We start from the raw sequence: 13,798 nt of genomic DNA on the forward strand, positions 1-13,798 counted from the left end.
CTTGTCAGATCCGGAAGCGGCGCTGCAGGATTCGGCCGGCACGCGATACTGCCAGGACCGCGATCAACACGACGATCCCGGGCAGCGTGGTCAGCCACCAGGCGTTGGCCAGATAGTCACGCCCCTCCGACAGCAGAGTGCCCCACTCGGGTGTCGGCGGTGGTGCGCCGTATCCCAGAAAGCCCAGGCCGGCGATGTTGAGGATGGTCGAGCCCAGTTCCGTCGGGATCAGGGCAACGATGGGTCCGGCCGAGTTCGGCAGGACGTGGCGGAACAGCACAGTCGTCGGTTTCGCACCGGAAACCCGTGCGGCATCGACGTATTCGAGCTGTACGACGCGTAACGCCTCGCCGCGGGCGACGCGCGCGAACGGGGCAACCGCGGCGATGCCGACGCCGATGGCGACATGCGTCGTACCGGGGCCGAAGGCTGCGACAACGCACAGTGCCAGGAGAAATCCCGGCAGTGCCAACAGGACGTCTACAAGCCGCATGATCACCGCATCGACGGCGCCGCGCAGCACCCCGGCGGTCACACCCAAGACCGTGCCGAGGACCAGACCGATCGACGTCCCGATCACGGCGCCGTACACCGTGTTGCGGGTGCCGTGCACAACGCGGGTGAACGTATTCCGGCCGGCGCGGTCCGTCCCGAACCAATGTTCGGCCCCGGGTGGCAGGAATTTTTGGGCTCCCACACCGACAATGGGATCGTGGCTGGTGAACCACGACGGAAAAAACGTCCACAGCGCGACGGTCACCAGCACGAGCACTGCGAGCCCGGAGGCAATGTTGTTGGGACTGAGCCGAACTCGGTAACCCAGCGGTCGAATCGGTGAGACCAGAGTCGTCGTCATGCGCGTGCCCCGCCCGTGGTCAGGAGAATCCGCCGGTCCAGCGCGGGGTAGAGCAAGTCGATCACCAAGTTCACCACCACATAAACGCCGGCGATGATCAGGATGAAACCTTGCACCAGCGAAACGTCCTGTTGCGACACCGCGGTCTGCAGCACTCGCCCGATACCGGCGCGCGCGAACACCGTTTCGGTGACGACTGCACCTCCCACCAGCGTGCCCAACACGGTTCCCGCCACCGTCAGGCCCGGCCCTGCGGCATTGCGCACCACATGTCGCCAGAACACCCAGTGCTTGCCCGCGCCCTTGGCGCGCACCACGTCGATGAAGTCGCTGTCCAGCACGGTCTCCACGCTCTTGAGCAGCACCTGCGCCATCGCCGCGGACAGCGGTAGGCCCAGCACCAGTGCGGGCACCAGAATCGACAGGAACGTGCCGTCGGGAAACGCCGAGATCCAACCAAGCCGGAACGACAACACGTTCAGCACCACGATGCCGACCCAGAACACCGGTGCGGCCGCGAACAGTGGCGGCAGCATCACGGCCGACGAACGCAACCAGCGCCGGCTTGCCAGGGCCGCGGTCGACACGATGGCGCCGGCGATCAGCACGGCGAAGACGAATGCGGTTGCCGTCAATCGCAGCGTGGGCAACGCTGGATCACCGATCGCCTGCGAGACCGTTTGGCCGGTGCTCATCGAGTAACCGAGGTCGCCACGGACGACATGGCTCAATTCGATGAAGTACCGCTGAAACACCCCGTGGTCGTAGCCGTAGTACAGCTTCATCTGCTCGACGGTCTGTGGGTCGATGACCCCGGTGTCGTCGGCGGCGAACATCTCGATCGGGTTGGACGGAAGCAGGGTGATGGCGATGAATGTCAGGGTGTACGCCAGCCACAACACCACCACCGCCTGCGTGAGACGGCCGAGGACGTAGCGGATGAACTGGCGCGAGCGGGGGGCACCCCGACGATCCAGTTGCGTCGGGGTGCTGCCGAGGACGGCTGGAACCTCCTGGACGGCTGTCATCTGGCTTTCCAGGCGTTGTAGAAGTCCGGATACGTCTGGGTCTGAAATGTCACGTGGACGTCCGGCGACGCTCCGAACGTCTGCGCCTCCTCGAAATAGGCGATCACATAGGACCCCTTGATCAGTGCCTTCTGCTGTTCGATCTGAACAGCCTTGAACTCGGCGTCGTCGCGGGCCTCCAGTTCGCGGGCATAAAGCGCGGTGAGCTCGGGTGAAGATCCGAGAAGCGCCGTATTGCCCTCACCGCCGAAGCTCTGGCCAAGGGAAATGATCGACGTCCGGCTGACCACGATCGGGACGGTGACGTCGTTGTTCGCGGCTGCCGCGAACGACGGGTCGTTGCGGACATCGAGCACGATGCCGAGTTCCCTGCGCCACTGCTGGGCGATGTACTCCCACGCCGGTCCGAGAGCCACCTGCTGGGCGCTCTGGGGCACCGTCAGATGCAGCTGCTTGCCGTCCTTCGTACGGATGCTGTCGGGTCCTTGGCGCCAACCCGCCTGCTCCAATAGATCACGCGCCTTGTCCGGGTTGTAGGCGAACTCGCCGGCGAGGTCGATGGCATTGGCGTTGTTGACATTGAGGATCGATATCGGCGGAGGATAGCTCGGGGTGAGCGCGTCACGACTCAGACCGTCACGATCAATACCAAGCACCAGCGCCTGTCGCACCAGCGGATCCTTGGTGAACTCGTTGTCCACGCGCAGGCCCGCGTAGTTCGATGTGCCGAGCGGGGGACGGTAGAGCAGCAACTGGAAGCCGGCCGCCTGGATCGCCGCCTCGTCGGACGGCTGGATCCCCCTGGCCACGTCTACCTGGCGGGACGTCAAAGCGCCGGTGCGCAAACCGCTTTCGGGAAGAACTTTCCAGACGATCTCGTCGAGGTAGGCCTCGCCTTGATTCGGTGAGCTCGCGGGCGCCCACCGGTAGCCGGGACGCCGCACGAGCACCGCCGACTGGTTGGGGACCTGTGACTTGAACACGAACGGCCCGGCACCGACGTGGTTTTCCGGCCGGCCGGCGTCTTCGAGTTCCAGGCCGATCGTCTTCGCGCCGAGGATCGGAGAGTTCAGCCGTGTGGTATCGATCAGGAACTGCTGATTGGGTTTGGACAGGACGACGGTGACCGTGTCGCCGTCGACCTCGACGTGGTCGTAGCCGCGAGAAATCTGCTGGTGCACCGGAATCCGCAACTTCTCGTTGCCCCGGCCGTAGAGCTCGTAGTTCTGGGCGACGATCTCCGGGGTGAGCTGGGTGCCGTCGCTGAATGTGATGCCCTTGCGGATCTTGAAGCTGAAGCGAGTGTTCTCGTCGTTCTTGGTCCACGATTCGGCGACCCATGGTTGCAACTGCTTCTTGTAGGGGTCGAAGTAGAGCAGGAACACATTGGTGTGGAATGTGAGGTTCCCCGCGCTGTACGTGCCCAGCTTCTGCGCCTGCCAGCTGGTCACCGCTTCGGTATCCGAAAAGGTCAGCGTCCCACCGCGAACCGGATCGCCCGAGGGGCCGGTGGGGCCTGCGCCCGACTGTGGGGTTCCCCCACGAGGTCCGCCGCACGCGGCAAGGAGGCCGGATCCGAGGACTGCGGCGCTCAAGCTGAGGAATCCGCGGCGGTCGAAGAGATCGGTCATCGGATCAGCGTTCCTAATCTGCGTTGCTGGCGGTCGGTTATGCGGCCACAACGGGCCACGCGAAGCGCGCACAACAACATTCACCGGTCACAGTGCACAGTCTTTCGGCGTGGCCGACCGTAATCAACCCACTCTCGCTACGCAATTGGTTGACCTCAACTTAATTGTGGTCGGGTGCATCATCCACGCCGGCTTACCGCGCGAGGTCGGCCAGTTGGGCGTTTCGGACATCGGCGCTCTGGCCTTGGACGAGCAGGAAAAGCGCTGAACGCGCGTACAACTGCGCGGTGTCGTCGAGCGCGATCGCGTGCCCGGACCTCGCCACGACGAGGGCGCGGGTGATGGTGGCGAGTGCCTCACCGACCGCGACCTTGGTCCCGACTCGCTCTGTGATGCGGTGCCGCTCGTCGCCGGCCGCCTTCGCCTCGTCGGCGAGCCCATAGGCGTCGGCGCGCAACGCGTCGACACGTGGACGCCAGACCTGGCCGATTCGCCGTTCCTGGGGATCCGGTGCACCGTCGAGTTCGTCGAGCACGGTCGCCGCCAGGCCGAAGTACTGCGGACGGGTGTCACCTGAGTTGGCGAGATCCTCTGTGCGCCAGTCTGTGAGCGATTGCGTGAGGATCACTTCGGACGATGGGACGAAGACCTCGTCGAGCGTCACCCGCTCGGTGCGGCTCCCGGCGACCGCACCGAGTTCGAGACGGGTCGCTCGGACCCGGTCACTGATCGGGACGAGGGCGGTGACCACGGTCTCGGTCGACGCTTCGACGGCGGCGACCGCGAGCACCGTGTTCAGTCCCCAACCGCTGACCCACGAGATCGTGCCGGTGAACGTCCAGCCACCGTATGTGCGCGAGGCGGCGATGTAGGAGCGCGGGTACCGCCGGACGTCGCTGATCGCCGCGCCCAGCAAGACGCGTCCGGCGAGCGCGTCGCGCGACAGGTCGGACAGTTCGGCACCCTTCTGGTAGGCCAGGGTCAGGCGTCTGACCATGGGTGCGTGTTGTGCCCACACCAGCCAGGTGTTGAAGCATGATCCGGCGATGATCTCGTGAAGCCGGCGGTCGCCCGCCGTCCCGATTGCCGCACCGCCGAACTCCGTAGGCGCGGAATGATTGAACAGACCCAGGCCGGCGAGTTGGGTGAGCTGCGCGGAGCTGACGCCGTCGCGGTCGGTTTGCAGCGCGGCGGGGCGAAGCACGTCATCGGCGTGCGCCTTGACTCGTGTGATGAACGGGTTCGCGTCGCTGGCAGTCACCGCGTCTGCCGATGACGTCACGGTGGATTCGACGGAAGTCACTCATGTCCTATCTGTGTGCGTCGGCGGATTCGGGTGGACGGTTCCCAGTGCAAGAAATCTACCGCGGACGAAATCTGTTGATGTGCTTGTGATCAGCGTGAACCGAATCGGTGTATCGCCGGAGGTGTCCTGCTTTACTACTCGAAGTATCGGGTGGCCGGTGCGTGCTCACGTCTCGACGCCGCTGTAGGTCTCGGCAGAGGGGATGAAGCTTGGCCGACATCGGTCTGACCGTCGGCGGTATCCGCGCGGCGATCCGCCACCCGCCGGCCTCTTCTGAGCGGTCGGTGCCCACACGGAAAGGCATCACGCACGCATGTCCCACGGAACCTTCGAAACCACATACGCCGCGACCGACGCGCGATATGAGAACATCCCGTATCGGCGGTCTGGGCGGTCGGGTCTCGACCTGCCTGCCTTCTCGTTCGGGTTGTGGCAGAAGTTCGGCACCGACTATCCGTTCGAGACGCAACGCGAAATCATCCTGCATGCTTTCGATCTCGGCATCACCCATTTCGACAACGCCGACCGCTACGGTCCGCCGCATCGCGCTGCACAGCAGAACTTCGGAAGGGTGCTCGCCAAGGATCTGTCGAGGTACCGCGACGAGCTCATCCTCTCCACGAAGGCCGGCAACGCCATCGGCCCGAGTCCGTACCTCAAAGGCGGGTCACGCAAGTCGTTGTTGACGTCGCTCGATCACAGTCTGCACGACCTCGGCACCGATTACGTCGACATTTTCTACAGCCACAGCCCTGATCTCTCGACACCGATCGACGAGACTGTCGGAGCACTGGTATCGGCGGTCAACCAGGGCAAGGCTCTCTACGTCGGCATCTCGAACTACACGCCGGACCGGGCGCACGAGGTGGCTGTGCTGCTCGCCGACGCCGGTGTGCCGCTGCTGATCCACCAGCCGCGGTATTCGATCTTCGATCGTCGCATCGAACAGAACGGCCTGCTGCAATTGGCGGCTGACGATGGTTTCGGGCTGGTCGTGTATTCGCCGCTGGCGCAGGGTCTGTTGACGAACAAGTACCTGGAGTCCATTCCGGCGGGTGCACGCGCGGTCAACAGCACCTTCCTCAAACCCGACGTGATCACCGATACCTATCGGCAGCGCACGTCCGAACTCAACAAGATCGCCGAGTCGCGTGGCCAATCACTGGCCCAGCTCGCGCTGCAGTGGGTGTTGAGGAACCCGACTGTGACCTCGGCGCTGGTGGGCGCGAGCTCGACGTGGCAGCTCGATCACAATGTCAAGGCGCTCGACTTCCCGGAGTTCACCGAAGAGGAGCTGGCCCTCATCGACGAGCATGGCGTGCACGGAACCGGATTGAGCCTGTGACCATGCCGAAACTGGTGCTGAACTCAGTGATCCGGCCCATCGGATTCACCCAGGGCGGCTGGCGGCACCCGGACGCCACACCGCAGCGCGCGCTCGACCTGAGCTATTACCAGGAGTACGCGCGGATCTCGGAGCGAGGTTTGTTCGACGGCCTTTTCGTGGCGAACACCCCTGCCGCCAGAAACAATGACTGGACCACGCTGTTCTCGCCGCTCGAACCGGTCTCACTATTGTCGGCGCTGGCATCCACCACCAGCCACATCGCGCTGATACCGACCCTGTCGTCGACGTTCAACCACCCTTACAACGTCGCGCGCCAAATAGCCACGTTGGATCACCTGAGCAGCGGGCGTGCCGGCGTCAACATCGTCACGTCCGGATCGCTCGACGCTGCGCAGAATTTCGGGTACGACGAGTTGCCCGGACATGGCGAGCGATATGACCGAGCCCATGAGTTCCTCGATGTGCTGTATCAGCTGTGGGACAGCTGGGATGCCGACGCGCTGGTTGTCGACAAGGATGCGGGTGTGCAGTCAAAGCCGGGCAGCGTCCGACCGATCGGCCACCGCGGCAAACACTTCGCCGTTCATGGCGCACTGGATGTGCCGAGGTCTCCGCAGGACCGGCCGTTGGTCTTTCAGTCCGGTTCGTCCGCGCCTGGCCGCCGACTCGCCGCGGCCTACGCCGACGCGGTCTACACCGCGCAACGCACCATTCCCGAATCCAAGGCGTTCCGCGACGAGTTGCACCGCACCCAGACACGGCTGGGCCGCATCGGGCCGCTCGTGAAGGTGCTGCCCGGGCTCATCCCGATCGTGGCCAGCACCGACACCGAGGCGCACGAATTGCACGACGAGATCAGCGCTTTGAACCCGCCTGAGCGCTCCATCGGAATCCTCGAAGAACGGCTCAAGGTCGACCTGACGGGTATCGAGCTCGACGAGCCGTTCCCGGTTGACCGGCTTCCACCGGTGGACAGCCTGGCTGGGGAGCGCAGTTTTCACGAGATCGTGCGCAGCCATGCCGATGCCGGGGCGACCCTGCGCGACATCCTGCGTATCACTGATTCGGGCAACGGGCATCTACGTTTCGTCGGCTCCGCCGAACACGTCGCCGACGAGATCGAACAGTGGTTCACCGACGGCGCGGTCGACGGTTTCAACGTCAATCCGGCGATCACACCAACCGGGCTGACGGACTTCGTCGATCACGTCATACCGCTGTTGCAGACCAAGGGAATCTACAAGCGCGAGTACGCCGGCGGTGGTGCACGGTCGGCATTCGCCTAGACACGCGCGTTCATGGCTTGAGCTGCTTTCCGAACTTGAATTGCCATGCGAGCCATCCACTGAGTGCCACGGCCGCCGCGACGACGATGGATAGTGCGACCGGTGCTGCCAGGTCGGCTTGCCCGACCATTCCATGACGCATCGCTTGTACCGCGTAGAACACCGGGTTGAAGTAGTTGAGTACGCGCCAGGCCGGAGCGAGGTCGTGTACTGAGTAGAAAACGCCACCCAGAAAGCACAACGGCTGCACCACCAGTGTCTGCATCGCGGCGACATGTTCCTGGGTTTTGGCGGTCAGGCCGGCTTGTAGCCCTGCTTGTGCCGCGAGAACCAAAACCGCGATCGCGGCTACGGTGAAGTATCCCGGGCGTGCCAAGTGCATTCCGGTGAGCGGCAGGCCCACGATCAGGATCGCCGCCGCGATCAGAGCCCCGCGCATCATTGAGCCGAGCAGCAGGGCAAGCTGCATCTCCCACCAGCGCAACGGGCTGGCCAGCACGGCGTTGACGAATCGGTCTTTGCGCGCCTCGAAAAGCGAAGCGGTGCCTTGGATGTAGCCGGCGGTGACGACCGCCAGGACGACCAGGCCCGGCAGGATGAACTGGTCGTAGGTCAGCCCGCGCACGTCGTCGATACGACTGCCCAAGGCGACACCGAAGACGAACAGGAACAGCAGCGCGGCGAGCACCTGTCCGAGGATCGTGTAGTACCAAACCTTCAGATATCGGACTATCTCGCGCTCCAGCAGCCAGGTGAACGCCGGACGTTGCGCCTGATAGGCCCGGTCATACGGGGTGAGTGGGGTTGACACCAACCAGTTCTCACTCACTGTGCGCCTCCGCGAGCGACGCCGACATCGCCCGGTTGTAGACCTCGGCCAGATCGTTGGCACCGAACTCCGCGCGCAGCCCTGCCGCGCTGTCGCGTGAGATCACCCGGCCCGCTCGGATCAGAGCAACTTCATCGCACAATGCCTCGGCTTCTTCCAGGTAGTGCGTGGTGAGCAGAATCGTGTGACCGATCCGGTGCAGATCCCTCATGTAACCCCACAAATCCGACCGCAGTTCCACGTCCACACCGGCGGTCGGCTCGTCGAGGATGAGCAGGCGCGGTCGGTGAATCAACGCCCGTGCCACCAACAGTCGGCGCTGCATACCGCCGGACAGCGAATACGGGCGTTGACGCGCCTTGTCTGCCAGTCCGAGCAGCTCGAGCAGGTCGTGTGCGCGTCGGGTGGCCTCACGTCGTCCGAGCCCGTAGTAGCCGGCGTGGTAGATGAGAACTTCGATGTTGGTCAGGAAGCGGTCCAGGTTCACCTCTTGCTCGGCCAGGCCCACCAAGGCGCGTGCAGTGCGAGAGTCGTTCGGGTGACCGAAAATCCGGATCTCGCCAGCGGTCGGACGCAGCAGGTTGCAGGTCGCCGAGATGAGTGTGGATTTGCCTGCACCGTTGGGGCCGAGCAGTCCGAAGAACGCGCCGTCGGGAATGTCCAGGTTCAGATCATGTAGCGCGGTGAACCCGGAACGATAAGTCTTGCGTAGGTTTCGGACTTCGAGAGCAGGTGACACAGAAGCAAACTACCCGCACCGGCGGGGACCTGTCGCATGAATATAACCCGAACTACAAATCTCGATGATCGAAACCCGTGGCAACGAATAGTTAAGCCACAGCGCACTATTCCCGTAGTCGAACCTGGTTGATCTGCGGTCGGTCCGGACTCAGACTCGTGCCGAAGCATCACGACTCCTAAGGACCGCCGATGACGACAGTCGAAACAGCCACCATCACCGGCGCCGAGCTGGTTCGTCGAACAGGTCATCCGCCCTACCGGCCTGGTCGACCTGAAGATCGAGCGGGGCAATTCAGTATGTCTATCAGGACCCGCTCGCCAGTCTCGTGAACAGTACGATATGTCGATCGTGTTCGTATCTCACGATATTGGATCGATTGCCGGTACCTGTGATCGCCTGGCTGTGCTGCACGACGGGGTGATCGTCGAAGACGGTCCAGCTCGAGATGTCGTCCGGTCCCCGTCAAGTGCCTATGCGCGCAGGCTGATCGCCGACGTGCCAGCGCTGCGGTAGTTAAGTCCCCGGTGAACAGTTCTCGTAGACCGAGACTGTTGTTCAGTGTGGTGGCGGCGTCGACTCTGATCGCATGACGATCGACATTCCAGTCCGCAACGACTCGGCGCCAGTCGTATTCGGATCACCAGCCCTGCGTGAGCTCATCGAGCAGATCGGCGACGGCGTCATCGAGCGCGACGACCGTGACGAACCACCTTTTGCGAAGTTCGAGCTGATCCGTCAGGCTCGTTTGGGCGCGTTGCGGTTGCCTGTTGATGCCGGCGGTGGTGGTGCAAGCCTGCGTGAGATTTTCGAGGTGGTCATCAGTCTCGGCGAGGCGGATCCCAATGTGGCGCACAGCCTTCGCAATCACTTCGGCACGGTAGAGAACCTCATCCGTCGTCCGCGGCTCGAGGACGAGCGTTGGTTCGACCGCGTCCGCGCCGGCGACCTGTTCGGAGTATCGGCAACGGAGCTCGGTACGGCCCAAGCCGGTAGTCCGGACTACCGGTATGCCACCGCGATCACCGAGACCCCGGACGGATTGCGGCTGTCCGGTACGAAGTACTACAGCACGGGTAACCTGTACGTTGACTGGCTCGTGGTGGCTACCACCGACCAGCACGGCAAGACAGTGCGGTTCATCATTCCGGCCGGCCGTGCGGGCGTCATCATCGAGAATGACTGGGACGGTATCGGTCAGCGGTTCACCGGTAGCGGGACAACACGTTTCGTCGACGTCGAGGTTTCCGACGACGATTTCTTCGCGCCCGGCGGTTTCGGCGGTGACCTACCGTACAAGGGCACGTTCCCGCAGCTGTACCTCACGGCGGTGATCGCAGGCATCCTGCGCCGTGTCGTCCGCGACGCCGCAGAGCTGGTCCGGGCAAAACAGCGGACGTTCTATCACGCGGCCGCCGATAACCCGGTCGATGACCCGATCCTGCAGCAGAGCATCGGGCTTCTCTCCAGTCAGGCGTTTGCCGCGCAAGCGCTCGTGCTGTCGGCGGCCGAGGCTCTCGGCGCGGCCACCGACGCACATGACCGTCCCGACGCGGAAGAGGCGCTGTCGCTGGAGGCGACCTTACAGGCGGCCAAGGCCAAGGTCGTCGTCGACGAGCTGGCGAACCGCGCTGCATCGGAGCTGTTCGATGTCGGTGGTGGATCGGCCGTTCGCCGCAGCACCCACCTCGATCGGCACTGGCGCAATATCCGCACCATCGCGGCCCACAACCCGAAGACGTATAAGGCGAAGGCCATTGGGGCACACGAGATTACCGGTGAGCCGCTGCCGCGCGGCGGGTTCTTCTGATGGTGCCGGGGCACAATTGGAGCCTTACCACGTCAGACTTGGTTGAGCGCGGTGGCGCCGATGGCCTCGAGGACGGCGTCGGTGTTGGGCGGGTGAAGTGAACCCGTCCGCACGTCGCGGAACAGACGCTCGAGTTCGTGGCGCTTGGACACGGAGGCAGCACCGACCACCTGCACGGCGATGTCGACGACCTCCCTGGCGGTCGCGGTGACGAACTCTTTCGCGGCCAGCGCGCGCAACGGCGCCCACGTACCGTGTGCATCGCCGGGATTGCTCACCGACTCCACGAACGCCGCGGCGGCTTCGAGTTTGATCTCGGCCTCCGCAACCTCGCGCTGCACTGCCGGTTTCTGGGCATGTCGGGAAATATCCCCTCGCAGCGAGGTTCTCGTCTGCGCACCCAGTATCGCCAGATCGAGCGCGCGACGTGCGATGCCTAGGTAGACATTCGACAACAGCGGCAAATACCACGACAGCAGCAGTCCGATGTAGTCGGGGTAGACCGGTCCCACCGGGTGTACGGCGACGGTCTTGTGGGCCGCGGCACGCGCATCGTCGAACACGGTGTCGTGGCTGGCAGTTGCGCGTACACCCAGTGCATTCCAGGTCTCCTCGACGTGGACGCCGGGGTCGTCGCGGTTGACGAAGGTATGCACGATGACGGGGTTGTCGGGATCGGAGTCGTCACGGGCATGAATTCCGATCTGGTTCCATACCGGCGACAACGAGGTGAACACCTTGCGGCCGGTGATGAGGTAGCCACCGTCCGGCTGCGGGACCGCGCGGACTTGGGCGTCGTCGAGGCCGACATCGTTACCGGGCTCGCCGTGGCCGGCGGCGAAGATCTGTCCTGCGGCGATGTCGGCAAGTAGCCATTCCACGTCCGCGACGCCACGCGCTGTCGCGGTGGTTGCGGACCCCGCCCAGTACAGATGCATGTTGATGGCAAGGGCCGTGGCCGGCGCCCAGTACGCGAGCCTGCGTTGCTCGCGGGCCACATCCCGCAGCGTCAGCGCAGACCCGCCGAACTGCTCTGGTAGCGGAGCCTTGAGATAGCCGACCTTGGTCAGTTCGGCGAAATCTTCGGAGAAAAAGACGTTCTCGGCGTCGTAGCGCGCGGCGCGGGCGTGGAACCGGCGGTAGTCCTCGCCGGTGAAGAAGCGACTCCGGAAGTCGTCGGCCAGCGGGCTCGTACCGCTGACCACGACGGGCTCCGCCGCGGAGTGGTCGGTGCTCGGCGCAACGGTATGCGGGTCGGTGACGGTCATGATTTCGATGATGTCGACATCCGGCGTGGGCGCCAGGTTTGCGGTCGCACAGATTGTTAGTGAGTGGGCAAGCCACGGTCGAAGTCGATGCGCGGTGTGAGCTCGAAGCGTCGATGCACGGCCTGCGCTGCCGCTCCGATATTTATGTCCAGCCTGATACCGGCAGGCGGTTCATCGATTGTCCAATTCCGGCGGGACCCACTGACAGTGACTGCATTGTCCGAAATCCTATGGTCAGAACACAGTTCGGAAGATCGGCGCACGGTGGATTTAAGGGCTATCCGCGCTGCGAAGCGTTGTTAGTTTCGAGCGGTCTGCGACAAAGACAGGAGGTCGACATGTCACATCTGACGAACAGTGACGACGGTCTTTCGGTCATCACGTCCGCCGTGACCGATCGGAGCTCACGCGGGATCGCCAGCGCTGTGGAGCATCTCATCCGCAACGGCGCACTACCACACGGCATACGGTTGGCCACGGTTCGCCGGATCGCTCGAGCACTTGAGGTCAGCCCGGCGACGGTGTCGATCGCGTGGACCGAATTGCGCCATGGTGGCTGGCTTCACACCGACCGGCGCCGCGGCACCTTGGTCAACACCCTCTCGGCCGGATGTGAGCGTCCCTGGTCGGACTACCCGTTCGACGAGCACCTGCCGGACCCGCTGCTGTTGCCATCGATCGATGACGCGTTCGCCGCGGCCGCTGCGTCCCGGCGAACCGATCATGACACTGAAGCGGTCGAGCCCGTACTTCTCGCCGCGGTCACCGCAACCTGGCCCTTCCAGGCGCCGAGATATACCGTCGCCAACGGCGGTTACGAGGGCACGCTCCTGACGTTGCGGGCGACGGTACGACCGGGCGGTGCGGTTGCCGTCGAAGCGCCGACCGCACCCCGCATCCTCGAAACATTGCGGGCGGTCCGCGCGACCGCCATCCCCGTGCGGGTCGACGCGCACGGTCCCCGGCCGGAGGCGTTGCAGCAGGCATTGTTCAGCCGACCCGACGCCGTCCTCTATCAGCCACGGTCCCAGGTGCCGACCGGGTCCGCGCTGACCCGCGAGCGTATCGGCGAACTAGCGGCGGTTCTTGCCTCCGCTCCTGAGGCCGTGACGGTCATCGAGGACGACAACATCGGGCCCGCCAGCGGCCAGCCCGCCCGGACTGTGGCCGGCAGTCACCCGCATCGCCATGTCCTCATCCGCTCCTATTGCAAGGCCTACGGCATCGATATTCGGACGTGCGTCATCTCAGGACCAGAGGAAGTCGTCGCACGCATCGACCGGATCCGCAGCCTCGGCATGCTTGCCACCAGTCGCATGTTGCAAGGCGCCCTGGCTCACCTCATCGGCGACGAGAACACCGAACGACAACTGCGTATCGCTCGCAGGCGTCACCGTGACCGCCGAAGCATGTTGGCAGAGGAACTACGCGAGCACGGCGTGGACGCCCGAGCCGGGGGAGACGGACTGGCCCTGTGGATCCCGGTCCACGACGAACGACATGCGCGGCGTGAACTCGCCGATCTCGGCATCAGGAGCGGATCCGGTGCTGCGTGCGGCCCCGGCAGGGACGCACAGCCACACATCTGGATAGGCACGGGCCAACTGCCCGACACCCCAGCACGTAACGCCGAACTCGCGGCGCTGCTGGCCGCCGCTGCGCACGGTCGGGAAAACCGACTGGCCACGGCCAACTGA

General features: G+C 64.3%; 11 protein-coding genes. 4 read left to right on the forward strand and 7 right to left on the reverse strand.

Annotation, left to right across the window (positions count from 1 at the left end):
- Positions 1–4: 4 nt before the first annotated feature.
- From ACRCUN_RS14305 to ACRCUN_RS14320, 4 genes are all read right to left on the reverse strand, one after another.
- Positions 5–856 (reverse strand): ABC transporter permease, encoded by an 852-nt coding sequence (locus ACRCUN_RS14305; protein WP_462142287.1) that lies wholly within the window; start codon positions 854–856, stop codon positions 5–7.
- Complete coding sequence (locus ACRCUN_RS14310; RefSeq protein WP_462142288.1) at positions 853–1,884, reverse strand: ABC transporter permease; 1,032 nt, start codon at positions 1,882–1,884, stop codon at positions 853–855. Before ACRCUN_RS14310 ends, ACRCUN_RS14305 begins: the two co-directional genes overlap by 4 nt.
- Positions 1,881–3,515, reverse strand: coding sequence for an ABC transporter substrate-binding protein (locus ACRCUN_RS14315; protein WP_462142289.1), 1,635 nt, complete (start codon positions 3,513–3,515; stop codon positions 1,881–1,883). Before ACRCUN_RS14315 ends, ACRCUN_RS14310 begins: the two co-directional genes overlap by 4 nt.
- Positions 3,516–3,708: 193 nt before the next feature.
- Positions 3,709–4,818 (reverse strand): acyl-CoA dehydrogenase family protein, encoded by a 1,110-nt coding sequence (locus ACRCUN_RS14320; RefSeq protein WP_462142290.1) that lies wholly within the window; start codon positions 4,816–4,818, stop codon positions 3,709–3,711.
- A 316-nt stretch (positions 4,819–5,134) separates the two neighbouring features.
- Between ACRCUN_RS14320 and ACRCUN_RS14325 the strand changes: the two genes are divergently transcribed.
- Together ACRCUN_RS14325 and ACRCUN_RS14330 are read left to right on the forward strand one after the other, a co-directional pair.
- Positions 5,135–6,166, forward strand: a complete 1,032-nt coding sequence (locus ACRCUN_RS14325) for an aldo/keto reductase (RefSeq protein ID WP_462142291.1) — start codon at positions 5,135–5,137, stop codon at positions 6,164–6,166.
- Between the two features lie 2 nt (positions 6,167–6,168).
- A complete protein-coding gene (locus ACRCUN_RS14330; RefSeq protein ID WP_462142292.1) occupies positions 6,169–7,455 on the forward strand; it encodes an NtaA/DmoA family FMN-dependent monooxygenase in 1,287 nt (428 codons plus the stop codon).
- A gap of 10 nt (positions 7,456–7,465) precedes the next feature.
- Here ACRCUN_RS14330 and ACRCUN_RS14335 read toward each other — a convergent pair whose 3' ends face one another.
- Entirely contained in the window at positions 7,466–8,284 is an 819-nt protein-coding gene (locus tag ACRCUN_RS14335; RefSeq protein WP_462142293.1) for an ABC transporter permease, read from the reverse strand.
- Positions 8,277–9,023: an ABC transporter ATP-binding protein gene (locus tag ACRCUN_RS14340; protein ID WP_462142294.1), complete on the reverse strand. Its 747-nt coding sequence runs from the start codon at positions 9,021–9,023 to the stop codon at positions 8,277–8,279. Before ACRCUN_RS14340 ends, ACRCUN_RS14335 begins: the two co-directional genes overlap by 8 nt.
- A gap of 589 nt (positions 9,024–9,612) precedes the next feature.
- Between ACRCUN_RS14340 and ACRCUN_RS14345 the strand changes: the two genes are divergently transcribed.
- Positions 9,613–10,833, forward strand: coding sequence for an acyl-CoA dehydrogenase family protein (locus ACRCUN_RS14345; RefSeq protein WP_462142295.1), 1,221 nt, complete (start codon positions 9,613–9,615; stop codon positions 10,831–10,833).
- A gap of 32 nt (positions 10,834–10,865) precedes the next feature.
- On the opposite strand, the gene ACRCUN_RS14350 is transcribed toward ACRCUN_RS14345, so the two are convergent.
- Complete coding sequence (locus ACRCUN_RS14350) at positions 10,866–12,101, reverse strand: acyl-CoA dehydrogenase family protein (RefSeq protein WP_462142296.1); 1,236 nt, start codon at positions 12,099–12,101, stop codon at positions 10,866–10,868.
- A gap of 338 nt (positions 12,102–12,439) precedes the next feature.
- On the opposite strand from ACRCUN_RS14350, the gene ACRCUN_RS14355 reads away from it, so the two are divergent.
- The gene (locus ACRCUN_RS14355) at positions 12,440–13,798 is read left to right on the forward strand and encodes an aminotransferase class I/II-fold pyridoxal phosphate-dependent enzyme (protein ID WP_462142297.1); all 1,359 of its coding nucleotides are present in this window, start codon (positions 12,440–12,442) and stop codon (positions 13,796–13,798) included.

The organism is Mycobacterium venezuelense, assembly GCF_054919535.1.

What these genes read in the sequence shown, in the direction of transcription:
- ACRCUN_RS14305 (WP_462142287.1), bottom strand. Translation starts at nt 856, where the DNA reads ATGACGACGACTCTGGTCTCACCGATTCGACCGCTGGGTTACCGAGTT.
- ACRCUN_RS14310 (WP_462142288.1), bottom strand. Translation starts at nt 1,884, where the DNA reads ATGACAGCCGTCCAGGAGGTTCCAGCCGTCCTCGGCAGCACCCCGACG.
- ACRCUN_RS14315 (WP_462142289.1), bottom strand. Translation starts at nt 3,515, where the DNA reads ATGACCGATCTCTTCGACCGCCGCGGATTCCTCAGCTTGAGCGCCGCA.
- ACRCUN_RS14325 (WP_462142291.1), top strand. Translation starts at nt 5,135, where the DNA reads ATGTCCCACGGAACCTTCGAAACCACATACGCCGCGACCGACGCGCGA.
- ACRCUN_RS14330 (WP_462142292.1), top strand. Translation starts at nt 6,169, where the DNA reads ATGCCGAAACTGGTGCTGAACTCAGTGATCCGGCCCATCGGATTCACC.
- ACRCUN_RS14345 (WP_462142295.1), top strand. Translation starts at nt 9,613, where the DNA reads ATGACGATCGACATTCCAGTCCGCAACGACTCGGCGCCAGTCGTATTC.
- ACRCUN_RS14350 (WP_462142296.1), bottom strand. Translation starts at nt 12,101, where the DNA reads ATGACCGTCACCGACCCGCATACCGTTGCGCCGAGCACCGACCACTCC.
- ACRCUN_RS14355 (WP_462142297.1), top strand. Translation starts at nt 12,440, where the DNA reads ATGTCACATCTGACGAACAGTGACGACGGTCTTTCGGTCATCACGTCC.